Below are 23,913 nucleotides of genomic sequence, written 5' to 3'. Positions count from 1 at the left end.
TAATAGTGCGTAAGTCCTAACTTATATACGTAAAAGCCACCTCAATGGGTGGCTGATCAATCATAGGAAATAAGCTTATTGTTTTGTGGTCACATCCTGAGAATATAAATTTAATAAGTATTTTGACAGTATGGTATTCCCCACAAATAAAGAGCCTGATTCACTTAGGTGCCCATAATCCACCTGAAGCAGGTCTTCTCCTTGAGCTGCCCGAATCCGACATTTGTATTGCTGCTGCACATCATCTTTTTTACATAGATGATCAATGAGGGATATATAGGTAATTCCCTGAGGATATTGTAATTTTTTCATTTTCTCGTCTACCTGAACTGCTCTTAAATCCAGTCCGGCATCAAATATAAAATCTTCAGCACTATTCCAGTTTTTCGGTTTCACCATCACTTTAGGAAGCGAAGGTTTCCATTGCGAAATTGGCCCCACAATGACGATATTAGATACGCCAAGCTGAAGCAAACTTTTCCCGATATTTTCCCAATTGGTTTCATCGTGTTTCAGGGCTTGAGTGATAACCACAATTTTGGGTTTCAGTTCTGCGATGCTCTTTAGTGCCAGTTTATTGGAATAGTCACAGGCTTCTTTATAAGCTCCTTTATGATAGTTGATCTCGGTCAGCGATGCCCGGCAAATGGAGGAGGTTTTCTGATAAAAAGGGATATCATTGGATTTCAGTAATGTCCTCAGCCCTAAAGAAAGTGCCTCAGCATGAGAATCTCCCCATAAGAACACCCCACCTTCCTTTTGTTTCGTGATACAGATTGGATCAGGATCATAACTATTATGCTCAGTCAGGCTCACGTAAGTATCACATTTCAGCCAGTATGCATCCCTTAAATTTTTGAATTTCTCATTATAATAATCTAAAAATTTTGCCTGTTCTGAGGCTGCACCTTGGCGCAGATCTGTATTAAAACCATTAAATATATTTAAAGTAACGCCTAAGCTCATGAGCACTAGAGAAAAATAAAGCGGTTTTATACGATAAATATCTTTCCACTGATGATATGAAGGTAATTTAATCTGCTCAATATACTTATAGCTCAGAAAACCTAACCCTATAGAAAGTGCTATTCCGGCATACACATAATACTCAGGCAATGAGTAGATATAGATCAGCACAACCAAAGGCCAGTGCCATAGGTAAATAGAATAAGACCAAGTCCCCAGCTTTTGAAATACAATATTATTGGTAAGAACACTGTCATGTCGATGTGCCTGAATCATCAGGAAGGTACCGGTAACAGGAAAAACTGCCAGATAACCAGGCCACAAGTCTTCTGCAGAAATGAAGAAATAGGATCCCAGAATAAGTGCCAATCCCGTTCCTTCCAGCAACCTTTTCTTATTTTCCTGCAAGGCCAAAGGGTAAAGATAAGCAATTCCCCCGATCATCATTTCCCAGGCTCTGGTAGGTAACAGGAAATAAGCGGGATTTGGCCATTTGTAGGTAGCGATCACAGATAGAATGAATCCTAAAATCGTTCCTGCCAGCAGCATAAATTTCATGGTCTGGATAGACATGAACTTGCGCATGGCAATGAGAACGAGCGGATAAATCATATAGAATTGCCATTCGACGGAAAGTGACCAGGTATGTAATAACCACTTTTCGTGAGTGCCTGCCTCAAAGTAACCGGATTCCTTCCAGTAACTGATATTGGATAAAAAAGTCATGCTACTCGCGGCATGCTTACCCAATAACTTGTAATCAAAAGGCGTCAGATAAAACCAGCCAAAAATCATTAATACCAGACACAGCACGGCCAAAGCTGGAATAATCCGATTCGCACGAGCCACATAAAATTTCAGAATAGAAAATTTTTCATGTTCTAAATCTTTAAATATGATTCCAGTCATTAAAAAACCTGAAATCACAAAGAAGACATCTACTCCAACAAAACCGCCAGGCATCCATGCCGCATTAAAATGAAATAGCATGACTGCAATCACGGCAATTGCTCTGAGGCCATTGATGTCTGTTCTGAATTTCATTGGAGTCCTGTCCTATAAAGCCTGTTATTTATTTTAATTGTTATGAAATACTGCTAATTTTTATTAAATTTTATTTTAAATCAAATTCTTATATTAAAGCGTAGAATGCAAATATTGCTGTTTTAGTATTTTATGCACTCATTATATTCTACGCTTTCTTTTTCGCCAAATACCTTTATTGTTAATCATCTAAATTAAAATCCCGAGTATCAACATAGCCACCGCCGCCTAAATTTTGTAGAATACAGTTTTTATTCCATGGTGCTCCTCTATGATCGCTTGGACTGCTCACGTCACTGTCGCAACTATCGTCGAAAAAAATGGAAAATTCCTGTTCGTTGAAGAACATACTGAAGGTGTCATCCATACCGTATTCAATCAGCCGGCAGGCCATGTGGAGGCAGGTGAAACCATTGTCGAAGCAGCCATTCGTGAAACCATAGAAGAAACCGGTTATCAGGTCAATGTTACTGATCTGATCGGCATCTATACCTATACCCCGCCGATGTTCCCGGATCGTACCTATTTCCGTTTCTGCCTGAGAGCAGAAGCCGTCAGCCATGATGAAAATGCTGAACTGGATACCGGTATTGTCGGTGCAGTCTGGATGACGCTGGATGAACTGGTTGAAACCGCACGTGCTCGCAGCCCATTGGTGATTAAAGCCGTGCAGGATGCCCAAGCTGGCAAACACTATCCTTTATCGCTCATTTACGAGCACCAAAATTCTCCCTTCATTTTAAATTTGGATGCCTAATCCTATGCAACAACGTGTCATCGTCGGTATGTCTGGTGGTGTAGATTCATCTGTGTCTGCAGCTCTCCTCCTTCAACAGGGTTATCAGGTTGAAGGTCTTTTCATGAAAAACTGGGAAGAAGATGACGGCACAGAATACTGTACGGCAATGGAAGATCTTGCCGATGCACAAGCCGTTTGCGACAAGATCGGGATCAAACTGCATACCGCCAACTTCGCGATGGAATACTGGGATCGCGTGTTCGAGCATTTTCTGGCTGAATATACTGCTGGCCGTACCCCAAACCCGGATATTTTGTGTAATAAAGAAATCAAATTCCGAGCCTTCCTGGATCATGCGATCAATCTGGGCGCTGACTTTATCGCGACTGGTCACTACTGTCGTCGCGGCAAAACCATGACCAATTCGCGCGGTGAGCAATATGCCCAATTACTGCGTGGTTATGACAATAATAAAGACCAGACTTACTTCCTGCATGCGGTCCATGGTCGTGAAATTAATAAGACCCTGTTCCCTGTCGGCGAAATTGAAAAACCGCAAGTCCGTAAAATTGCAGAAGAATTAGGTCTGGCAACAGCGAAGAAAAAAGATTCTACGGGTATCTGTTTTATTGGTGAACGTCGCTTCAATGACTTCTTAAAGCAATATTTGCCGGCGCAACCTGGAAAAATCGTGCTGGAAGATAGCAAAGAGGTTGGTGATCATCACGGCTTAATGTACTATACGCTCGGCCAACGTGGCGGGATCGGTATTGGCGGTATGAAAGGCGCGGAAGAGGGTGCCTGGTTTGTACTGCATAAAGATATTGAAGGTAACCGTCTGGTGGTGGGTCAAGGTCATGAACATCCACTGATGCACAGTACCATATTGTGGTCTGAAGCGATTGACTGGGTAGCCGGTGAACAGGATATTCCTGAAACAGGTTTCCGCTGTACGGCAAAAACCCGCTACCGTCAGCCTGACCAAGCGTGTACTATTTTCAAGGATCCAGAAACACCAAATGGTGTTCGTGTTGAATTTGATGAGTCGCAACGTGCAGTGACCCCGGGTCAAAGCGTTGTATTCTACTCAGGTGAAGTTTGTTTAGGTGGTGGCGTGATTCATCATACCAATGCGCCTAAACCTGATTTTATTAAAGGATGATTTCGGTATGACGGAGTTACCGTTTCAACAAGCCACAACGTTGAATGTTCGTCAAAATCGTGCGTTGGCGCTAGCGGGGGTTTTTCAGGCCACCCAGCTGACGCATATGACTGCATTGACGGGACAGCAAAGCATTGGTGAAAGCGGTAATTTCTATTTTGAACAGTTGATTAAAGCCAGTTTAAATATCCGTCCAAGTGGCAAGTTAAATGCCCAGACCTTAGACTTCTTTAATCAGCTGGCCGATATTTCCCTCGGTTTAAAAACCCTGGAAAGCAGCATTACCCAACCTTTTAATACTTCCCCAAAATCCAGACTTCCAAAACTTTCATCGACCAAGCTTCCAATGTCCTATGCCATGGCACTTCTTCAGTTAGAAAAGAAGGTCTATAGCAATACCAAGTTTGTTGAAATCATCGAACAATCCCAGCAAAAAATCCTCAGACAGCTCTCCTTCTTCGATAACAATTACATGCACCCCAGCATCATTGCCAATCTCGCTCAGACCTATGTCGATACCGCCGGCCAGATCAATCCGCGGATCATGGTGCGTGGCAATGCTGAAGCCTTTAAAGATTCCGGTCATACCAACCGCATCCGTGCTTCACTCTTTACTGGACTGCAAATGGCGCACTTATGGCGTCAGCTTGGCGGCAGTTCATGGGGCATGATTTTTGGCAAGCGCAAGTTGCTACAGGATATCCAAAATCTCGCGCGCTTACAGTTTCAGGTGATCTAAACCATGTTGTTGTACGCGCACCGTTTTTCGTTTAATTCCAAAATTTAGGGAATCGATATGAACGCTTTAACTGCACTTTCTCCATTAGATGGACGCTACGCTAGCAAATGTGATGCGCTGCGCCCTTTTCTTTCTGAGTTTGGTCTGATCCATGCTCGTGTGACTGTTGAAGTGCGTTGGTTACAAGCGCTTGCCAACCGTCCTGAAATCACTGAAGTGCCAGCGTTCTCATCTGAAACCAATGCTGCACTTGATGCGATTGTTGCCAGCTTCTCTGAAGAAGATGCCAACCGCATTAAAGAGATCGAACGTACTACGAACCACGACGTGAAAGCGGTTGAATATTTCCTGAAAGAAAAAATTGCAGGCATTGAAGAACTGAAAAATGCAGGCGAATTCATTCACTTTGCATGTACTTCTGAAGACATCAATAACCTGTCTCATGCATTAATGCTGAAAAGCGGTCGTGATGTACTGGTTGAGTCTATGCAACAAATCATTGATTCAATTGTTGCATTGGCTGAGAAACATGCTGACCAACCAATGTTGTCTCGTACACATGGTCAAACAGCGAGCCCAACAACTTTGGGTAAAGAAATGGCGAACGTGGCTTACCGTCTTGCCCGTCAAATCAAACAGTTCAAGCAAGTTGAGCTACTGGGCAAAATCAATGGCGCAGTGGGTAATTACAACGCGCATCTTTCAGCTTACCCAGACATCAACTGGCCTGCGCATTCACAAGCATTTGTTGAATCTTTAGGTTTGACTTTTAACCCGTACACCACCCAGATCGAGCCACATGACTACATGGCGGAACTGTTTGATGCGCTGCGTCGTTTCAATACTATCCTGATCGATTTCAACCGTGACGTTTGGGGTTATATCTCACTTGGTTTCTTCAAACAAAAATTGAAAGAAGGCGAAGTGGGTTCTTCAACCATGCCGCACAAAGTTAACCCGATTGATTTCGAAAACTCAGAAGGTAACTTGGGTATTGCCAATGCAGTTCTTGCGCATCTAGGTGAAAAACTGCCTATTTCTCGCTGGCAGCGTGACCTGACTGACTCAACTGTTCTTCGTAACATGGGTGTAGGTTTTGCGCAAAGCTTGATCGCGTTTGAAGCTTGCTTAAAAGGCGTGGGTAAACTTGAACTGAATGCTGCACGTATTGATGAAGACTTAGACAATGCTCAAGAAGTCTTGGCTGAACCAATTCAAACGGTTATGCGTCGTTATAATGTTGAAAAACCATATGAAAAATTAAAAGCACTGACTCGTGGTCAAGCCATGACTCGCGACATGATGGTTGATTTCGTAAACGGTAACGAATTAGAAGCTGTTCCTGCAGCGGATCGTGCTCGTTTGGCTGAAATGACACCTGCAACATATACAGGTAATGCATCTGAACAAGCAAAACAAATTAAAGACTTAATCGCTAAAATCTAATTTAGACAATTAAGACCAAAAGCGAAGCTCCGGCTTCGCTTTTTTATTTATAATCATGTCTAACTTTAAGAAAAATGATATAGAAATAGATGATGGATCATCGATTAAGCAGCAAACATTTTGTTAGTTTAGGGATTTTGGCAATTGCGATTATCTTTGCCAGTATTCAACCTTTAGAAATGGAATCTTATCTGCTCCATCAAACAGGTACGGTTTTTATGATCGTTATGTTGATCTTGTGCCTGTATAAAATCGGATTGAGCTTCTTCAGTTTCAACCTTTATCTGGCTTTTCTGCTGATTCATGTGGTTGCTGCACATTATCTGTATTCTTATGTACCTTATAATGAATGGACTCAGACACTCTTTGGCTTTGACCTGAATGCTGCCATGGGCTGGTCACGCAACATGTTTGACCGTTTTGTGCACCTGGCTTTTGGTCTTTTACTCTACCCGGTATTTTACCGGTTGTTTCAGGTCTGGCTGCCGCAGCAGAAACCTGTGGTCATTTTCCTGCTGGTGATTCAGTTTGTGGTGGCCAGCAGCATGCTCTATGAATGGCTGGAATGGCTGATTGCCATTGGTCTATCTCCTGAGGAAGCTGAAAACTATAATGGACAACAAGGTGATATGTGGGATGCACATAAAGATATTTTGCTGGCAACCATTGGCGCTATATTTACGGGGAGTATCATGCTATTACAAAAAAAGCCCATAGAAGCAAGCTCTTAAACTCAGCATCTCATTGAATTAAAGTGTGTCATCACAAATTTAATGAGCTGCATATTTTTCAATTATGGAAGTGGGCAATATCGCATCCAATCATCTTTCATTTTTTGCAATTCATGACCCGTCAATATCTCGCTGTAATAAATAAAATAGGTGGCATCAGGATATTGAATCTCATGGCGGAACATCATGCCACGCAGTGACACAGATAACTCCTCAGGAAAATCCTCTAAATTCAATTCTTCAAACTCGTAATTAAAATAACAATTTTGCGTTGCAAGATATGCTTCAGCGACAGCCATGTTTCTGCTCTAACAGTAAAATATGCTTTATTTTATATGATTTACCTCAGTGCTGGTCGGCATTTCAGTGGGGTCAATCCATTTAACAAACTTAGATTTTGACAAGTGTGGGTATTTAAACTTATCTAAATACTCAAAACAGACCCTTTGCCCTTTCGGCATTTTCTCAAAATGCTGATCGAAATATAAATAACGACTATACTTGGCACCATTGAAGCGAATGATCACGCTTTCATGCTGAGTTCCACCTCGAGTTTTATATACCTGATAAGACTGCACCACACCACATTCTTTCGATGAAGTAACGGGTGGATTATTTGGCTTTAAAACACCATATAATAGAAAAATACATGCACCAGGTAGAAAGCTCAGCCAAAACAGAATCTTCTTCGAATCATTATTTATGAGTTTGGCTTCAGCATAGAGCATACATAACATCGGAATAAACACGATGTTAAAGAATCCCAATAATAAAATAAACGTGAGCATATGAGCCTAGACTTAACCAAAGTACTTCACTTATATCATAATGATTTGATTTCAAAAATAAAAAAGCCCACCAAGTGAGCTTTCCATATCATTTTTAGAGCAATAAATTAAAGTTTCGGATCACGCATCTGAACCAGATTTGAATTGGCTTTGGTTAGCGTATCTACCACTTTATCCATCACCGCGGGGATAAAAGAATCTGCGATTTGTGCTGCTTGCAAACCTAGTTTTTCGCCCAGCGTTGGTTTTTTACGGGTCTGGATTAAATACACATCATGTTGCGGTAAAAGACCTAGCAGATATTCATCAGAAGTTTGCAGTTTATCTACCAGATTCAGGTCTAGGGCATCCTGACCATACCAGTGTTCACCCGTTGCCACTTTTTCAACATTTAACTGTGGACGATATTTTTCCACGAAGTGTTTAAATAAGGCATGTGTCTGTTGCAATTCTTCTTCAAACTTGGCTTTGCCCTCTTCGGTATTTTCACCAAACATGGTCACCGTACGTTTATATTGACCCGCAGTATAAAGTTCAAAATCGATCTTGTTTTCTTTCAGTAGACGGTTAAAGTTTGGCACCTGTGCCACTACCCCAATTGAACCCACAATCGCAAACGGTGCAGAAAGCACTTCATTTGCAATACACGCCATCATATAACCGCCACTGGCTGCAACTTTATCGACACAGATGGTCACATGAAAACCCGCTTCACGTAAGCGCACCAGCTGCGCAGCTGCAAGACCATAACCATGTACCATACCACCCGGACTTTCTAAACGTACAATGACACGATCACGACCAGCTTTGGCTGTAGATAGAATCAGGGTAATTTCTTCACGCAAGCTTTCTACTGCTGACGCAGCCATATCACCTTTAAAATCGAGTACATAGATTTTCTGGTTAGTTTTCTTACGCGCACGCGCTTCTTTTGACAATTGCTGGCTCAATTGCAAAAGTTCCAGTTTAGACGACGTTGTTTGCGCTATTTTTTTTCGTTGCTCATTAATGCGCGCATTCAAATGACTAATACGGATTTCAGCGGGTAATTTGGGGGTATGAAATAACATAAAAATCGGGTCTCAATTATTTATATAGGTTTCAATTTAAGATAAGGTCAAATGAATTTTTTTCAATAGAATATTGTTGTTTAATTGCTGAAACTGAGCAGTATCCATATGGTCTTAGTAAGGCAAAAATAATTCGCACTATAGAAAATTAATACCATGTTGATAACCTGCCCAGACAATAACTCCTAGCAATATAGCAGAATTCGTATATAAGGCTTTTTCCTGCTTTTTGAAATAGAAATTCAAACTGAGTCCATACAGCAATCCAATCAGTATATAAAACATTCTGCCGCCTTGTAATTGATGCCACAGACCACCGATGCTTAAACTTAATGCGATCAGCAGCATCAGAAAAACTGACATCGTTTTGAGTGTTTCCATAGCGGATGCAACCTTTTCTTAACATCTATCTTTTGACAGCTCTGCCATGTCAAAGACGGCATATTCTATAAGAATTTCGGGCACAATAGGATTCGGTTTATTTTTCCACATTTCACTGATTAAATTGATATATCTTATTCTTTCGTTACTTTTGGATATAAAAAAAGAGCTTTTTAGCCCTTCTTTCTTGAGATAAAACTTCTTAACCAAAACGCCCGGTAATATAGGCTTCTGTAAGCTGATGGTCAGGCTGAGTAAAGACTTTCTCGGTCGAGTTGACTTCAATCAGATCACCTAAATGGAAATAAGCAGTCCGATCAGAGACTCGCGCTGCCTGCTGCATGGAGTGAGTCACAATAGCAATGGTGTATTGGGTTGAAAGTTCAGAGATCAGTTCTTCAACTTTAGCTGTTGCAATCGGATCGAGTGCTGAACAAGGTTCATCCATCAGAATCACTTCAGGAGAAACGGCAATCGTCCGTGCAATACATAAACGCTGTTGCTGTCCGCCCGACAACCCTGTACCCGGCTGATTTAAACGGTCTTTGACTTCATCCCACAGCCCTGCCTTACGCAAGCTGTTTTCTACGATTTCTTCCAGATCATATTTATCCCGTGCCAGACCATGCAATTTTGGTCCATAAGCGACATTATCAAAAATTGACTTTGGAAATGGGTTTGGCTTTTGGAAAACCATACCAACTTGTGCACGTAGTAACACCACATCTAGATTTGGATCATAGATATCTTGATTATCCATCATCACTTTACCTGTTACACGGCAGCTATCAATGGTGTCATTCATACGGTTTAAGGTACGTAAGAATGTTGACTTACCACAGCCAGATGGACCAATAAATGCAATCACTTCATTTGCATAAATATTTAGGTCAATTCCTTTAATGGCTTCACTCTCACCGTAGTAAACATGAACATCTTGTGTGCTAATTTTTACATCAGTAGGTTTGGCATCTTTCTTTTGACTTGTCTGTGTATCGAACTGAGACACAAACGAAGTCGATGGCTGTTTTTGACTGCCCTGAGCAGAGGTAAATTGCGTTGGTTCTGGATTCACGGACTTATCCTGTTCTAAGGAATTCTGTTCTAGAGTAATAACTGTATTCATATAATGCTCTCAATTACCAGCGTACTTCAAATTTCTTACGTAGCCAAATGGCTAGACTGTTTAAGCCAATCATCAGTGCAAGAAGTACAATAATCGCTGCTGCGGTACGTCCTTCGAAGAAGTTACGCAATTCATTCCCCTGCCATAAGAAAATCTGAACAGGTAAAGCAGTCGATTGATCAAGTGGCGTAGCAGGTACGTTTGCAACGAAGGCGCTCATACCAATGAGTAATAGTGGTGCTGTTTCACCTAAAGCTTGGGCAACACCAATAATACCGCCCGTTAAAATACCCGGCAAAGCCAATGGCAATACATGGTGGAAAACTGTTTGTAAGCGTGATGCACCTAAGCCTAAAGCGGCTTGGCGAATCGAAGGTGGAACGGCTTTTAAAGATGCACGCGTTGTAATAATTACGGTTGGTAGTGTCATTAAACTTAAGACCAAACCACCCACAACAGGTGCAGAAAGTGGCATATGCATCCAACCAATAAAGATTGCTGCACCCAACAAACCAAATACGATCGATGGTACTGCTGCAAGGTTATTGATGTTGACTTCAATAATGTCAGTAATCCAGTTTTTCGGTGCAAATTCTTCAAGGTAAATAGCAGATGCCACACCAATTGGAATAGACAACACAATCACAATCAGCATCATAAATAGCGAGCCCATAAATGCGCCTGCTAAGCCAGAAGTTGCTGGTGAACTACGTGAATCTGGATTTTTAAAGATTTCTGTATTGAAGCTATTCGTGATTACACCATCGGCTTTTAACTGATCGGCCAATTGACGTACTTCAGGGCTCAGCTGTTGCTGTTCATCTGGAAGACTACGGTCAATATTACCTGCTAACCATACATCGACATTCGCATCAGCTAAAATTCTGAAGTCCTGCGTTTTACCAATCAGTGACGGATCTTTCATCACCATATCACGTAAGCGATAAGCTTCGGAACTGGTGTAAATACTATTCAACTCATCACTTTGATTTGCAATTTCAGGTGCTTTTTTAACAATGCCATTAACAATGAGCGCATCCCAATCCACCATACCCATTTCAGTTTGCCAAGCGATAAAACGCTCTTCAAACTGTGCAGGTGACTCACCTCCTTTTTGAACCGGTTTAGGACCGACTTGAATAATTGCTGGATCAAAAAACACTGGCACAGTCATGCTACTTTGCCAAAATGCAGGTAAGCCTTTTGCCAAGATACTGCCAAATAGCAAAGCAACAAATAATAAACCTGTAATGACCGCACCGAAGCCAAACATACGAAATGTCTTTTCTTTACGGTGACGCTTTGCCAATGAGCTTTCGATGATTTTTTTACGCTTTTCACGCTGCTCAGCAGCAGCTTGCGGATCGAATGTTTGATCCATATTTGATGTATTAATCGTACTCATTCGTATTGCTCACGGTATTTACGCACGATGTACAGCGCAACAATATTCAGACCTAAAGTAATTACAAACAGCGTTAAGCCCAATGCAAAAGCAACCAAGGCCTGAGGACTCGCAAAATCTGTATCACCTGTTAATTGATTCACAATGGTAATTGTGACTGTCGAAACCGCTTCGAGTGGATTGATATGTAACAGCGGACTATTACCAGCGGCTAGTACCACAATCATGGTTTCACCAATGGCACGTGATGCTGCAAGCAAGAACGCACCGATAATACCTGGCAATGCTGCTGGAATAACCACTTGGCGAATCGTTTCAGATTTTGTCGCACCTAATCCGAGTGAACCATCACGTAGTGCTCGTGGCACTTGAGTAATGATGTCATCTGATAATGAAGAGACAAATGGAATAATCATAATGCCCATGACAAAACCAGCGGTTAAGGCACTTGTCGCATTAATTTCGAGCCCAATCATTGCGCCTAAATCTTTAGCAAATGGACCAATGACCATTAAAGCAAAGACACCATAAACAATGGTTGGAATACCTGCCAATACTTCAATCGCAGGTTTTGCCCATGAACGAAAACTTGGTTTTGCATATTCAGCAAGATAGATCGCAATCATTAAACCAACAGGAACAGCTACCAATAATGCGATACCACTCACCATGAGCGTACCCCACAATAAAGGTAACAAGCCGTAACTGCCTTCTGCACTTCCCGAAGTACTAAAACCTGGGTTCCATTCAGTACCAAAGAAAAAATCGAGAGGATTAACAAAACTAAAGAAGCGCATTGCTTCACTAAACATCGACATGACAATACCGACAGTGGTCAAAATCGCCACGCCTGAACATAGTGCCAATGCTACATTTAAGACTTTTTCAACTTGATTTCGTGCACGATATTTTTCTGCAATGCGACGTTTAGCCATCACTAAACCAATCAATGCCGCACTTACAACAACTGCTAATTTCGCGAATGAACCAATGTTCTCAATTTTCTTTAACTGTTCTGCTGCTGCAAGTTCATAAGCAGCTGGTGTATCGCTCACCCCAAAACCCGAAGCCAATGCTTGTACACGCTCAACCATCACGCTTGTACTCGCCGGATCTAGCGTCGCACGAATTTGTTCAGGCACATGATTTAAAATGACTTGTTGAAAAATACTTGGTTCAACTAAATTCCAAACAATCAGAATTAAAAATGCTGGGATACCACACCACAACGCGACCAATGCACCATAGTAACCCGGTCGAGAATGCAGCATCGCTGAGTTATTCCCTTTACCTGCAAGTTTACGGCTCTTGGTTAAGCCAACTTGATAGGCAATGGCAATAATCGCCAGTAACACACCAATGAGGAGCAGATTCATGTAATCTCCACTGTTTCTTCAATTACACACTTTGAAAAAACGGTTTCTTTGCAAAAAAACCAAAGGCAGGTCGACCCTGCCATTGGCTATTTCCATACTTTTATTTAACAGCTTTACCCGCTTTGAAGTTTGCTAGTACCGCAGCACGTTCTTTGTCAGACATTGAAATCAGACCAGCTTTTTCAAGCTTAGAACCTTTACCAGATACTTTTTTGCTTACAAAGAATTCTGTAAATTCTTTCAAGCCTTTGATTGATTTAAGATGTTCACCTTTCACGTAGAAGAACAATGGACGTGATACAGGGTAAGAACCATTCAGAATTGTTTTCTCAGATGGAGCTACGTTGTTAACTGTCGCTACACGTAATTTGTCACGGTTTTGATCATAGAAACCTAAACCAAAAACACCGACTGCATTTGGAGATGTTTTTAAACGTGCCAGTGTTTCAGTGTAGTCGCCAGAAATTTCAATCACACGGCCATCTTTACGGAATGTAGAACATGCCTTTTTCTGTGCATCTTTATCTAACTTCGCAAATGCTTGGTAAGTTTCACAGCCAGCATCAACCATTTTTTCTTGGAACACTTCACGTGTACCGTGGTTTGATGCAGGAATCACTAAAGTGATTGCTTCATTTGGAAGTGTTGGATCAATTTGGTTCCAACGTGTATATGGGTTTGCAACCATTTTACCGTTAGATGGTAATTCAGCAGCTAAAGCAGCGAATACATGTTGTGGACGTAATTTGAATGCCGCTTTTTTAGCGTTTGATGCAAACACGATACCGTCATAACCTACTTTAATCTCAAGAACTTGGTTTACACCTGCTTTTTTACAAGCTGCAAGTTCAGTGTCTTTAATTTTACGAGATGCATTAGCAATATCGATAGTGTTATCACCAACGCCATTACAGAATTGTTTCAAACCACCCGAAGTACCACCAGAACCTACAACAGGTGCTTTAAATTGTGGGAATGTATTACCAAACTCTTCTGCAACAATACTCGCGTAAGGCAAAACTGTAGAAGAACCAGCAATTTGGATCGTGTCACGAGCTGCATTTGCAGTTGTTGCAACAGCTACCCCTGAAAGTGCCAACGCAATTGCGATATGATTGAAGCGCATTCTCATCTCTCTTTATTGATGCATTTATTGGAGTACGCCACTTTCTAATAAAGTCTTGTACTTTTTCGATACACGCATTTTGATTTTAGAATATGACAGCCGGGTTACAGCTTTATGACGGTTTTATGATAATTAATTCGTTATCTGCTCAAGACAATATAATAGAAAAAAGACCCTTTTCAGGGCCTTTCTATTTAAGTGGTGGGTTCAGTAGATTCAGGCAAGAGTACCGGTTTCCTGCGATATTTCATCACATACATCACCGTCAAAAACAGCAACCAGACCGGCACCAATGCAACGGCAATCTGCATTTCTTTGGTAAAGCTCATGATCATTAAAATCATGATGATAAATGAAATTGTCAGGTAATTACTCCAGCGGCCAAACAGGCTTGGGAATGCGGTCGTCTGCTGCTGTTCCTGCATGGCTTTTCTGAATTTCAAATGGGTCAGTGAAATCATCAGCCAGTTAATTACCAAAGCAGAAACCACTAGTAGCATCAGAATACCGAAAGCTTCACCCGGCATGAGGTAATTCATTAATACACAGATACCGGAGACTGCTGCCGAGAATAGAACAGCATTTACTGGGATACCCCGGCGGTTAATTCTCTTCAAAAATGCTGATGCATTACCTTGCTGGGCCAGACCCAACAACATGCGGGTATTACAATAAATACAGCTGTTATAGACCGAAAGTGCAGCAACCAGAACTACAAAATTAAGAACATTCGCCACACCATGACTGTTCAATGACTGGAAAATCATTACGAACGGACTACCGCCCTGCGCCACCAGATTCCATGGATACAGACATAGCAACACGCCAATGGCACCAATATAGAAAATCAATACACGGTAGACAATCTGATTCACTGCTTTTGGAATGGTCTTTTCTGGATTTTTGGTTTCACTGGCAGCAATACCAATCAGCTCAAGCCCACCAAATGCAAACATAATCACAGCAAGTGCCATCATAAAACCTGACCAGCCCTCAGGGAAAAATCCGCCATGCTGCCACAAGTTTGTCACACTGGCCTGACTGCCAACAGAACCGCTAAACAACAGATAGATCCCGAATCCGATCATGCTTAAAATGGCAATGATCTTGACCATGGAAAATATAAATTCACTCTCACCGAAGAATTTGACATTGACCAGATTGATGCCATTCATGAGCAGGAAGAATGCCAGTGCCGTGAGCCAGGTCGGAATCTCCGGCCACCAGAACTGAAAGAAAGTACCAATTGCACTCAACTCAGCCATACTGACTAAGACATAGAGCACCCAATAGTTCCAGCCTGAAATAAAGCCTGCTTTTTTGCCCCAGTATTTATTAGCAAAATAACTGAATGAACCACTAACCGGTTCATGCACCACCATCTCACCCAATTGGCGCATGATCAGAAATGCAATGATGCCAGCAATGGCATAGCCTAAAAGTACTGATGGACCTGCCAGCTGAATCGTATGTGATAAACCTAAAAATAATCCTGTACCGATCGCTCCACCTAAGGCGATTAGCTGGATATGCCGGTTGGAAAGCTGTTTTTTTAATTGATGATCTTCAACATCCATATTGTCACTCCTTGTGAACAATTTTTTTTAATTTCTACATTTTGCTAGATTGCCTTTTTGTAGAGAGGTGTATTCTGCTCAACCAGCTGCTTATAACCATATTCACCATAGTCATAGCGTGCCACGACTTCAGCAAACTGTTTTAAGCGTTGTGGCGCATCCATACGTGGGAGTTGCAGTTCAATCAGACATAATTTCTCAGCCTGATGAACTTGTGCGAGTGTACGCTTTAATTCTGCCGGGGTTTTCACTATATGAGCCTGATGCGGAGTATCAGCAGAAAAGACTTGAGCAAACTGGCTGTATTGCCAGTTCTGAATATCGTTGTACTTGGCATTTTCACCCATAATCAAACGTTCAATGGTATAGCCGCCATTATTTAAAATAAAAATTACAGGTTTTAAGCCTTCTCTTAATAAGGTAGAGAGCTCCTGAATGGTCAGCTGAATCGAACCATCCCCAATAAATAACAGATGACGGCGCTTCGGTGCAGCAAGCATACTGCCAAGCAAAGCAGGCAAGGTATAACCAATCGATCCCCAGATCGGTTGAACCAGATACTTAGCAGTCACAGGTAAAGTCAATCCTGATAAACCTGCATTGGCAGTGCCCACTTCTGCCACAATCACATCATCTTCCTGTAAGAACTCAGAAATTTGCTGCCAGAGTGCAGTTTGGCTAAGCGCAGTATTTTCTTCGATCTGTTGAGTTTGTAACGATGGTTTCGGTGCAGGATTAAAAGTACGTGGTTGATCATCTAAAGTCTGTTTTGAGATGGCTTGGACCAATTGAACTAAATCCAGTCCACTGATCATCTGCCCATCCAAGCAAAGACAGGAATCCGCCAGATACAACATATTTTGTGCGGATACACGATGTGAGAAAAATGCTGTGGCAACATCGGTAAAACGTGGCCCAATAGCGATCAGGCAGTCTGACTGCTCCACCAGCTGACAAGTCGATGCTGCGCTTGCTGCACCTGCATAAACGCCCGCATATAAGGGGTGACTTTCATTCATGATATTTTTGGCAGTAGACAGGCAGGTATAGGGAATCTGCATGCGCTCAGCCCAATTTTGCAGCATATCGGTAAGCTGGAAAATTTCTGCTTCATTGTCAATGAGCAGAACTGGCTGACGTGCCTGTTTGATGCGTTTGGCTATCCGTGTCGCAGTTTCTTGCAGAAGTTTTGGATCACTCTGTGGACGGCTCAGATCCAGAGGCTGCTTAGGCACTTTAATCTGGAGATGGGTAATATCCGATGGAAGCTGAATATGAACCGGTCGACGCATCAAAATACATTGCTTTAATACCCGGTCAATTTCACTCACTGCATTGGCTGGAGTCAAACGCGTCTGTGCCACGGTAAATTCGCGCATGCAGTTCATGATATTGTCATAATCACCATCGATCAGGGTATGGTGTAACAAAGCACCCTGTTCTACGGCATGTAAAGGCGGAATACCGGAAATATGCACCATGGCAACCTGCTCGGCATATGCACCTGCAATGCCGTTAATCGCGCTCAGGTCACCCACACCATAAGTGGTGAGCAAAGCACCGACACCATGCAGACGTGCATAACCATCTGCTGCATAGGCTGCATTTAGCTCATTACAGTTACCGATAAATTCCAGTTTTGGATCAATTTCGATCTGTTCTAAATAGGAGAGATTAAAATCACCTGGCACACCAAAAATATGCTGAATTCCTAGTTCTTGCAGGCGCTGATTAAGGTACTGACCAATTTCCATAAACATTATTATTTTCCCTATCAATTATTATGCTTCAATTACAGAATATTGCATTTCATTTTCTGATTTCGTGCATAATGCAAGTCACAATGATTCAAAAACACATAAAACGTGTATCGGATAAGGATTCAGTGCAATGGATGCAATGGATAAATTTGACTGGAAAATCATCCAGGCTTTGCAAAAAAATGGGCGCCTAACGAATCAGGAAATCGGGGATTTAATCGGTCTGTCAGCCTCTCAATGTTCTAGACGGCGTCAGCTGCTGGAGCAAAAAGGAATTATTTTGGGTTATAGCGCCTGCATTCATCCTGAAGCTTTGGGAATTGCAGTTTTGGCTATGGTTCAGGTCAATCTCAAAACACATGACGCAGCAGCCAAGATCGCTTTTCAACAATTGATTGAAGAAGAAGAAGCCATTCAGGAAGCTTTTTCTTTAAGTGGTGATGCAGATTTCATGTTAAAAGTAGGCGCTAAAAATCTGGAAATGCTGGCAAATTTTGTGACTGAAAAATTACTAAGCTGTAATTTTATCGGCCATATCAAATCTTATATTGTCTTAGATAAATTCAAGCAATTACATTTTGATTTTCAGGCTGCCCGCCCTTTATTACGTTAATATGTCTTAAAGCAGAAGAAAAAAGCTCAAGTTTAACTTGAGCTTTTTTTGATTTAATTTTTATTGATATAAACAATCTGCTGAATCGTATTTTCGAGCAGACCACTCAGTCCGAACTGGGCACCGATACCTGAATGCTTCCATCCGCCAAAAGGTACATGCGGGAAAATCTCACCATGCGTATTGATCCATGCCGTACCACAACTCAGCCGTTGAGCAAACTGCTGCGCCTGCTCCAGATCGGATGACCAGATTGAGCCACCTAAACCAAAATCCGTATTGTTGGCTTCAGTCAGTACTTCTTCAATATCGTGATAACGAATCAAAGGTAATACCGGACCAAACTGCTCTTCCTGTACCAGACGGCTATCTGGGCTTACCTTGGTCACAATCGTCGGTGCAATAAAATAGCCTGTATCCGGTAGATTCTGACCAGATGTCATGACTATTGCCCCTTCATCCCGGGCTTCCTGAATCATGGCCTGAACTTTTTGGTATTGCTTAATATTTTGTACCGGACCAAAAGTAGTCGTCTTGGCTAAACCATCTCCCAGAGATTGTTGCTGTGCGACTTTTACTAATTCCTGTGCCAGTGCATCATACTGGCTGTCATGCACATAAAGACGCTTCAACGCAGCACAGGTCTGGCCCATGTTGATAAAAGCTCCATGAAAGATTCGGACTGCCATTGCCTGAATGTCGGTATCTGGCAAAACAATGCCTGCATCATTGCCACCAAGTTCCAGTGTTAAATGCTTGAAAGTCGCAGCTGCGTTCTGCATGATTCTTTGACCAGTTGCGGTCGAACCGGTAAATACCACTTTAGCAATTGCAGGGTGACTGGTCAGCTTGGCCCCAACTTCGCCGCCTCCAGTAAGTATAGATACGACTCCAGGTGCAACTTCTTGCTGAATCAGCTCACCGAGTCGAAGGGTCGACAATGGGGTAAATTCTGAAGGTTTATTGATGACCACATTGCCAGCGCGAATTGCCGGCATGATATGCCAGACAGCAATCATTAAAGGCCAGTTCCATGGAGTGACCGATGCCACAATCCCTAAAGGCCGATGATGCAGTTCGATCCGTTTATTGGCATCATCCTGTAAGATTTCAGTTTCAATCTTGAGTTCTGCCTGATAGCGGGTCCAGGCAATGGCCCCACCGACTTCAAATTCAGCCAGCGCATAAGGTTTGCCCTGCTCCTGCACCACCAAACGCGCTAACTCTTCCCGATGTTCTTCAATACGATCCGCAATACGATGCAAGATTGACTGTCGCGTGGCATCATCCGTATTTTTCCATTGATGAAAAGCCTGCTCGGCACTACGGATGGTGTCTTCAATTTGTGCTTCTGAGGGAGAGGAACACAGTGCCAATACCTGCTCATCAGCAGGATTGATCACTACAAAACTTTCGGCAGCGCCTTGTATCATTTTTCCTTGAATAATACAGCCAACGGGTTGGGATACATGCAAATTAGTCATCTCTTCATCCTGAATCAGATATTTTTGTTGTTCCCTGACATTAGCTGATTTTGTCTGAATGGAGCTTGCATATCACATTAGGTATAAAGCCCTGAATACACATTTTGTGCATGGAAAATAGAAGAAGTATCTTTCGGTATACGTTTTTAAGCGCTTTAAATATCGCTTCCTTTAATTTTTTTGTCTATAGCTCATTCTTCCTTACATCCTGTTCGAATTTATGCAACAGGATGTCCTGATCTTTGAAATTTCGTAGAACATCACATTGGCCTATATTGAAATAAAGAATTACAGTGATAGCACCATGAACAGCACAACCATTCCAGTTTTCAATCCCGATTTACCGATTCACATGACATTTGAAGAACTTGACTGGCATCTCCTTGCTCAATATTGGTATCCAGTGGCCTTAGCCCGTGATGTCTCTGAACAGCCGTTAGGAACAATGCTTCTAGATATGTCACTGGTCATTTACAAGATGCAGGATGAACTGATCGTGGCCAAAGATGCCTGCCCGCATCGTGGTGTGCCCTTAAGTCTGGGAAAAAATGATGGTCAAGGCGTCGTCTGTCCTTATCATGGCTTGCGTTTTGGTGCACAAGGTAAATGTAACCGTATCCCTGCACATCCACAGCATAAAATTTCAGATCGGTTTCATTTACGGGCTTATGCCGCGGTTGAACGTTATGGTCTGATCTGGTGTTCACTGACAGCTGACAAAGACGCTGAACCGAATATTCCAATGATGCCTTATTGGAACGATGCAGATTATCAGCAACTGGTTTGCCCACAAGTCGACATCAAATGTTTTGCTGGCAGACAGCTAGAAGGCTTTATTGATGTAGCCCATTTTGCCTGGGTACATCCGGATACCGTTGGTGATCCGAATGATGTTGAAGTCCCGAATTACACACCAATAGAAACTGAATATGGTTTCAGTGCCGACTATATCAGCAGTGTTGGCCGTTATCCGATTGGGTTAGATCAGCGTGGTCAGGAAGATTTTAAATGGCTACGACATTTTGAAATTAGTCTGCCCTTTACCGCGACCCTGACCATTCATTTCCCTAATGATGCCAAACAGGTGATTATGAATGCTGCTTCACCGATGACCGCCCGTCAGACCCGACTGTTTGCTCCTATCTGTCGTAATTATGATAAAGACCTACCCGTCGAAGAAGCCTATGATTTTAATCTGAAGATTTTTGAAGAAGATCGCCTGATTGTCGAAAATCAGAAGCCTGAGTTTTTACCGCTGGACTTATCTCTGGAAGCACATTTCCCGGCAGATCGCAGCTCCAGCATGTACCGCAAACTGTTAAGGAAAAAAGGCTTTAGTCCTTTATTTGCAGCTTAATTTTATTTAAAAATCATTATCTATGTGTCAGCCAAATTCCAATAAAAAAGGAGATCTTAACGATCTCCTTTTTCACACCATCACAGCTTATGCAATTGGTGGTGTATAAGTACCGTCAGCGATGGAATCCTTGATTCGATCCGCTTCTGCAAGCACCAGTGCCAGCAGGTTCTTCACGTTTTCAAGTGTTGCCACCGGACTTAAAGTGGTCATTTTCAGAGATTGAACCTGACCGACTTTGGTGACGCCAATGTTCGCTTCACCACGCGCAAACAGTTCATCTGCGACGTTCTGGTTCAAGGCATCGACAAACTCAGCTGGATAGCCTGCTGGAACCACACGGAATAATACCGATGCAAATTGTGGCTCAACCAGAAGTTCCAGACCATCTGTTGCCTTGATGTAATCTGCCACTTCGCGAGTCAATTTTACGCCATGGTCGATCATCGAACCATAAAGCTCTTCACCCAGCGCTTCTACGGTCATCCACAATTTCAACGCGTCAAAACGACGAGTCGTTTGTAGAGACTTCGATACCAGGTTAGGAACACCGTGCTCTTCATCATAAGCAGAGTTCAGATATTCTGCTTCGTAGTGCATGAAACGATAGTTCGCTTCATCTTTCAGCAAGAACGCACCACATGAAATGGTCTGGAAGTAATGCTTATGGAAATCCAGTGTCAAAGAATCAGACAGCTCGATGCCATCCAGCATAGAACGATAGTCATTCGACAGGATCAGTGCACCACCCCATGCAGCGTCGATATGCATCCACGCGCCATATTTATTGGTGATTTCACGAATCTGTTTGAGTGGATCAATCGCACCAGCATCTGTAGTACCCGCTGTTGCGACTACACATGCCACGATTTTGCCTTCAGACTGAAGATGCGCCATGGTTTTTTCCAGCGCATCAACGTCCATCTGAGCATTTTCATTCACAGGAACAGTCACGACAGACTGAAAGCCCATGCCCATCATCGCCATGTTCTTTTGCACAGAGAAGTGTGCATTTTCAGAACAGATGACTTTGACGTTACGCATTGCATCCGCTGGGATACCATCACGCTGAACCGACCACGGATTACCGTTTTCATCTTTCCAGTTTTTCGCGATACAGGCATCACGTGCCAGTAATACACCCATCAGGTTGGATTGGGTACCACCAGAAGTGAACACACCTGCCTGACCTGAGCCATAGCCAACTTTCTGACGTAGCCAGTCAATCAGCTGCACTTCCATCAAAGAACCTGCCGGGCTTTGATCCCAAGAGTCCATTGACTGGTTAGTGGCATTAATGAGCACTTCCGCGATCTGGCTGGTGACCATCGTCGGGCAATGCAAATGTGCTAGCGAATGCGGATGATGTACTTTCAAGCTCTTGTTGAGGAATAGCTCAACCATACGCTCTAAAGATTTCTGTACGCCCAAGCCTTCTTTAGAAGGATTGAACGCAATTGCGCTACGCAATTCCTTGATGCTACCGCCGGTATACATCTTGTCGTTTTGCAACCATGCTGCAACCGCTTTGGTCGCCTGATCCATCGCCGACTCATAGTCAGCGATAGATGCAGCATCATTGCAGAGTAACGCTTTACGGTGTTCTGCAAAATCTACCATGAATTACGCGCCTCGAACTGCGACTAGAGCTTCAGCAACCGCTTTCTTGAAGCGAACCAGAACTTCTTCACACTCAGCTTGAGTGATGATCAATGGGCAAAGTAAACGGATTACTGTACCATTACGCCCACCTTTTTCCAGCAACAGTTTGTTGTTGAAACAAGCGGTTTGGATCGCTGCAGCCAACTGACCATCAGCAGGGAAAGAACCCATATGATCCGCTGGTTTACGCTCGTCGACGATTTCAACACCGATCATCAGACCGCGGCCACGCACGTTACCGATACATGGGAATTCAGCAGCCAGTTTTTTCAGTTCAGCTTGCAGGAAATCACCACGTTCTTGTGCATTTTGCGCCAGGTTCTGTTCTTTAATGGTATTGATCGTTGCAAGACCTGTACCCATCGCCAATTGGTTACCACGGAAAGTACCGGTATGACCAGCAGGTTGCCAAGCATCAAACTTACGTTTAATACCAAGTACGGCAAGCGGCAAGCTACCACCTACGGCTTTAGACATCACTACGACATCAGGTTCAATCCCTGCGTGTTCGAATGCAAACATTTTGCCTGAACGCGCAAAACCAGCCTGAACTTCATCAAGAATCAACACGATGTTGTGTTTTTCAGTCACTTCGCGGATTTTTTGCAACCATTTTACTGGTGCAGTTACCACACCGCCTTCACCCTGAATCGCTTCAAGGATTACAGCTGCAGGTTTGGTCACACCGCTTTCGACATCTTCAATGAAATTTTCAAAGTAGTAAGTCAGGGCATCAACACCGGCTTCACCGCCAAGACCCAGTGGGCAACGGTATTCATGCGGATACGGCATGAACTGTACACCCGGCATCAAACCGTTCACTGCATTTTTCGCAGACAGGTTACCTGTCATTGCCAATGCACCGTGAGTCATACCATGATAACCGCCAGAGAAGCTGATCACTGAGCTACGACCAGTAAAGGTTTTCGCCAGTTTAATTGCGGCTTCAGTTGCATCTGCACCTGATGGACCACAGAACTGCAAGCAGTACTCTTCTTGGCCACCTGGAAGATAAGAAAGAAGTGCTTCGGTAAAAGCATCTTTTAAAGGAGTAGTAAGATCCAGGGTATGCAATGGTAAACCGCTTGCAATTGTATCCTGGATACTTTGAATGACTGCAGGATGATTATGGCCTAAAGCCAACGTCCCTGCCCCAGCTAAACAATCAAGGTACTCAGTACCTTCAACATCGGTAACCCAGCAACCTTGTGCTTTCGCTATCGCTAACGGTAATTTACGTGGATAACTACGCACATTCGATTCCATCTGACTTTGGCGAGTCAAGTAGTATTCGTTTGTGGAATTGGTGGCAGGGTTTACAGAAGTAACGCTCATATCGAATTACCATCTCTGATATGGGT

The 23,913-nt window shown here is 42.8% G+C and carries 21 protein-coding genes; 7 read left to right on the top strand and 14 right to left on the bottom strand.

The features are described from left to right. Positions 1–75: 75 nt before the first annotated feature. Complete coding sequence (locus B3143_RS07140; RefSeq protein ID WP_034170032.1) at positions 76–2,010, bottom strand: acyltransferase family protein; 1,935 nt, start codon at positions 2,008–2,010, stop codon at positions 76–78. A gap of 271 nt (positions 2,011–2,281) precedes the next feature. On the opposite strand from B3143_RS07140, the gene B3143_RS07135 reads away from it, so the two are divergent. The 5 genes from B3143_RS07135 (at position 2,282) to B3143_RS07115 (ending at position 6,827) form a co-directional block, all read left to right on the top strand. After that, positions 2,282–2,767: an NUDIX hydrolase gene (locus B3143_RS07135; protein WP_214001405.1), complete on the top strand. Its 486-nt coding sequence runs from the start codon at positions 2,282–2,284 to the stop codon at positions 2,765–2,767. Positions 2,768–2,771: 4 nt separating this feature from the next. Then, positions 2,772–3,911: a tRNA 2-thiouridine(34) synthase MnmA gene (gene mnmA / locus B3143_RS07130; RefSeq protein ID WP_005234972.1), complete on the top strand. Its 1,140-nt coding sequence runs from the start codon at positions 2,772–2,774 to the stop codon at positions 3,909–3,911. 7 nt (positions 3,912–3,918) lie between these two features. Continuing rightward, positions 3,919–4,650 carry a high frequency lysogenization protein HflD gene (gene hflD / locus B3143_RS07125; RefSeq protein WP_005234970.1) on the top strand — a complete coding sequence of 244 codons (732 nt, stop codon included), beginning with the start codon at positions 3,919–3,921 and terminating at the stop codon, positions 4,648–4,650. 57 nt (positions 4,651–4,707) lie between these two features. Then, positions 4,708–6,096, top strand: a complete 1,389-nt coding sequence (purB, locus tag B3143_RS07120; RefSeq protein WP_034170034.1) for an adenylosuccinate lyase — start codon at positions 4,708–4,710, stop codon at positions 6,094–6,096. An 89-nt stretch (positions 6,097–6,185) separates the two neighbouring features. Beyond that, positions 6,186–6,827, top strand: coding sequence for a DUF2238 domain-containing protein (locus B3143_RS07115; protein ID WP_005234963.1), 642 nt, complete (start codon positions 6,186–6,188; stop codon positions 6,825–6,827). 62 nt (positions 6,828–6,889) lie between these two features. On the opposite strand, the gene B3143_RS07110 is transcribed toward B3143_RS07115, so the two are convergent. The 10 genes from B3143_RS07110 to B3143_RS07065 all read right to left on the bottom strand — a co-directional run bounded on the left by B3143_RS07110 (position 6,890) and on the right by B3143_RS07065 (position 17,436). After that, entirely contained in the window at positions 6,890–7,126 is a 237-nt protein-coding gene (locus B3143_RS07110; RefSeq protein WP_005234962.1) for a hypothetical protein, read from the bottom strand. Between the two features lie 27 nt (positions 7,127–7,153). Then, on the bottom strand, positions 7,154–7,615 hold the full coding sequence (locus tag B3143_RS07105) for a hypothetical protein (protein WP_005234958.1): 462 nt from the start codon (positions 7,613–7,615) through the stop codon (positions 7,154–7,156). 107 nt (positions 7,616–7,722) lie between these two features. Next, positions 7,723–8,685 (bottom strand): protease SohB, encoded by a 963-nt coding sequence (gene sohB, locus B3143_RS07100; protein WP_005234956.1) that lies wholly within the window; start codon positions 8,683–8,685, stop codon positions 7,723–7,725. Positions 8,686–8,823: 138 nt separating this feature from the next. Beyond that, positions 8,824–9,066: a hypothetical protein gene (locus tag B3143_RS07095; RefSeq protein ID WP_034170036.1), complete on the bottom strand. Its 243-nt coding sequence runs from the start codon at positions 9,064–9,066 to the stop codon at positions 8,824–8,826. Positions 9,067–9,268: 202 nt separating this feature from the next. Further along, positions 9,269–10,192 carry a phosphate ABC transporter ATP-binding protein PstB gene (gene pstB / locus B3143_RS07090; RefSeq protein WP_208462061.1) on the bottom strand — a complete coding sequence of 308 codons (924 nt, stop codon included), beginning with the start codon at positions 10,190–10,192 and terminating at the stop codon, positions 9,269–9,271. A 13-nt stretch (positions 10,193–10,205) separates the two neighbouring features. Next, positions 10,206–11,597: a phosphate ABC transporter permease PstA gene (gene pstA, locus B3143_RS07085; protein ID WP_005234946.1), complete on the bottom strand. Its 1,392-nt coding sequence runs from the start codon at positions 11,595–11,597 to the stop codon at positions 10,206–10,208. Next, positions 11,594–12,973 carry a phosphate ABC transporter permease subunit PstC gene (gene pstC / locus B3143_RS07080; RefSeq protein ID WP_005234942.1) on the bottom strand — a complete coding sequence of 460 codons (1,380 nt, stop codon included), beginning with the start codon at positions 12,971–12,973 and terminating at the stop codon, positions 11,594–11,596. Before pstC ends, pstA begins: the two co-directional genes overlap by 4 nt. A 100-nt stretch (positions 12,974–13,073) precedes the next feature. Further along, complete coding sequence (locus B3143_RS07075) at positions 13,074–14,099, bottom strand: substrate-binding domain-containing protein (RefSeq protein ID WP_005234940.1); 1,026 nt, start codon at positions 14,097–14,099, stop codon at positions 13,074–13,076. A 194-nt stretch (positions 14,100–14,293) separates the two neighbouring features. After that, positions 14,294–15,676 carry an amino acid permease gene (locus B3143_RS07070; protein WP_208462060.1) on the bottom strand — a complete coding sequence of 461 codons (1,383 nt, stop codon included), beginning with the start codon at positions 15,674–15,676 and terminating at the stop codon, positions 14,294–14,296. A 44-nt stretch (positions 15,677–15,720) separates the two neighbouring features. After that, positions 15,721–17,436: an alpha-keto acid decarboxylase family protein gene (locus B3143_RS07065; protein WP_208462059.1), complete on the bottom strand. Its 1,716-nt coding sequence runs from the start codon at positions 17,434–17,436 to the stop codon at positions 15,721–15,723. 139 nt (positions 17,437–17,575) lie between these two features. On the opposite strand from B3143_RS07065, the gene B3143_RS07060 reads away from it, so the two are divergent. Further along, positions 17,576–18,049, top strand: a complete 474-nt coding sequence (locus B3143_RS07060; protein WP_034170074.1) for an Lrp/AsnC family transcriptional regulator — start codon at positions 17,576–17,578, stop codon at positions 18,047–18,049. Positions 18,050–18,102: 53 nt separating this feature from the next. Here the strand turns inward: B3143_RS07060 and B3143_RS07055 are convergent, their stop codons facing one another. Beyond that, positions 18,103–19,533: an aldehyde dehydrogenase family protein gene (locus tag B3143_RS07055; protein WP_208462058.1), complete on the bottom strand. Its 1,431-nt coding sequence runs from the start codon at positions 19,531–19,533 to the stop codon at positions 18,103–18,105. A gap of 304 nt (positions 19,534–19,837) precedes the next feature. On the opposite strand from B3143_RS07055, the gene B3143_RS07050 reads away from it, so the two are divergent. Further along, positions 19,838–20,890 (top strand): aromatic ring-hydroxylating oxygenase subunit alpha, encoded by a 1,053-nt coding sequence (locus B3143_RS07050; protein WP_208462057.1) that lies wholly within the window; start codon positions 19,838–19,840, stop codon positions 20,888–20,890. An 87-nt stretch (positions 20,891–20,977) separates the two neighbouring features. Here the strand turns inward: B3143_RS07050 and B3143_RS07045 are convergent, their stop codons facing one another. Then, positions 20,978–22,510 carry a pyridoxal phosphate-dependent decarboxylase family protein gene (locus B3143_RS07045; RefSeq protein WP_208462056.1) on the bottom strand — a complete coding sequence of 511 codons (1,533 nt, stop codon included), beginning with the start codon at positions 22,508–22,510 and terminating at the stop codon, positions 20,978–20,980. Between the two features lie 3 nt (positions 22,511–22,513). Further along, positions 22,514–23,887 (bottom strand): diaminobutyrate--2-oxoglutarate transaminase, encoded by a 1,374-nt coding sequence (locus B3143_RS07040; RefSeq protein ID WP_005234927.1) that lies wholly within the window; start codon positions 23,885–23,887, stop codon positions 22,514–22,516. Positions 23,888–23,913: the final 26 nt, after the last annotated feature.

This window comes from Acinetobacter sp. UBA1496 (genome assembly GCF_002324975.1).
GTDB classification, from domain to species: Bacteria; Pseudomonadota; Gammaproteobacteria; order Pseudomonadales; family Moraxellaceae; genus Acinetobacter; species Acinetobacter variabilis.
This window is presented reverse-complemented; position numbering and strand designations above follow the sequence as displayed.

Excerpts from the sequence above, each read along its gene's own strand:
- B3143_RS07140 (WP_034170032.1), bottom strand. The coding sequence starts at position 2,010 with ATGAAATTCAGAACAGACATCAATGGCCTCAGAGCAATTGCCGTGATT.
- B3143_RS07135 (WP_214001405.1), top strand. The coding sequence starts at position 2,282 with ATGATCGCTTGGACTGCTCACGTCACTGTCGCAACTATCGTCGAAAAA.
- mnmA (WP_005234972.1), top strand. The coding sequence starts at position 2,772 with ATGCAACAACGTGTCATCGTCGGTATGTCTGGTGGTGTAGATTCATCT.
- hflD (WP_005234970.1), top strand. The coding sequence starts at position 3,919 with ATGACGGAGTTACCGTTTCAACAAGCCACAACGTTGAATGTTCGTCAA.
- purB (WP_034170034.1), top strand. The coding sequence starts at position 4,708 with ATGAACGCTTTAACTGCACTTTCTCCATTAGATGGACGCTACGCTAGC.
- B3143_RS07115 (WP_005234963.1), top strand. The coding sequence starts at position 6,186 with ATGATGGATCATCGATTAAGCAGCAAACATTTTGTTAGTTTAGGGATT.
- B3143_RS07110 (WP_005234962.1), bottom strand. The coding sequence starts at position 7,126 with ATGGCTGTCGCTGAAGCATATCTTGCAACGCAAAATTGTTATTTTAAT.
- B3143_RS07105 (WP_005234958.1), bottom strand. The coding sequence starts at position 7,615 with ATGCTCACGTTTATTTTATTATTGGGATTCTTTAACATCGTGTTTATT.
- sohB (WP_005234956.1), bottom strand. The coding sequence starts at position 8,685 with ATGTTATTTCATACCCCCAAATTACCCGCTGAAATCCGTATTAGTCAT.
- B3143_RS07095 (WP_034170036.1), bottom strand. The coding sequence starts at position 9,066 with ATGGAAACACTCAAAACGATGTCAGTTTTTCTGATGCTGCTGATCGCA.
- pstB (WP_208462061.1), bottom strand. The coding sequence starts at position 10,192 with ATGAATACAGTTATTACTCTAGAACAGAATTCCTTAGAACAGGATAAG.
- pstA (WP_005234946.1), bottom strand. The coding sequence starts at position 11,597 with ATGAGTACGATTAATACATCAAATATGGATCAAACATTCGATCCGCAA.
- pstC (WP_005234942.1), bottom strand. The coding sequence starts at position 12,973 with ATGAATCTGCTCCTCATTGGTGTGTTACTGGCGATTATTGCCATTGCC.
- B3143_RS07075 (WP_005234940.1), bottom strand. The coding sequence starts at position 14,099 with ATGCGCTTCAATCATATCGCAATTGCGTTGGCACTTTCAGGGGTAGCT.
- B3143_RS07070 (WP_208462060.1), bottom strand. The coding sequence starts at position 15,676 with ATGGATGTTGAAGATCATCAATTAAAAAAACAGCTTTCCAACCGGCAT.
- B3143_RS07065 (WP_208462059.1), bottom strand. The coding sequence starts at position 17,436 with ATGTTTATGGAAATTGGTCAGTACCTTAATCAGCGCCTGCAAGAACTA.
- B3143_RS07060 (WP_034170074.1), top strand. The coding sequence starts at position 17,576 with ATGGATAAATTTGACTGGAAAATCATCCAGGCTTTGCAAAAAAATGGG.
- B3143_RS07055 (WP_208462058.1), bottom strand. The coding sequence starts at position 19,533 with ATGACTAATTTGCATGTATCCCAACCCGTTGGCTGTATTATTCAAGGA.
- B3143_RS07050 (WP_208462057.1), top strand. The coding sequence starts at position 19,838 with ATGAACAGCACAACCATTCCAGTTTTCAATCCCGATTTACCGATTCAC.
- B3143_RS07045 (WP_208462056.1), bottom strand. The coding sequence starts at position 22,510 with ATGGTAGATTTTGCAGAACACCGTAAAGCGTTACTCTGCAATGATGCT.
- B3143_RS07040 (WP_005234927.1), bottom strand. The coding sequence starts at position 23,887 with ATGAGCGTTACTTCTGTAAACCCTGCCACCAATTCCACAAACGAATAC.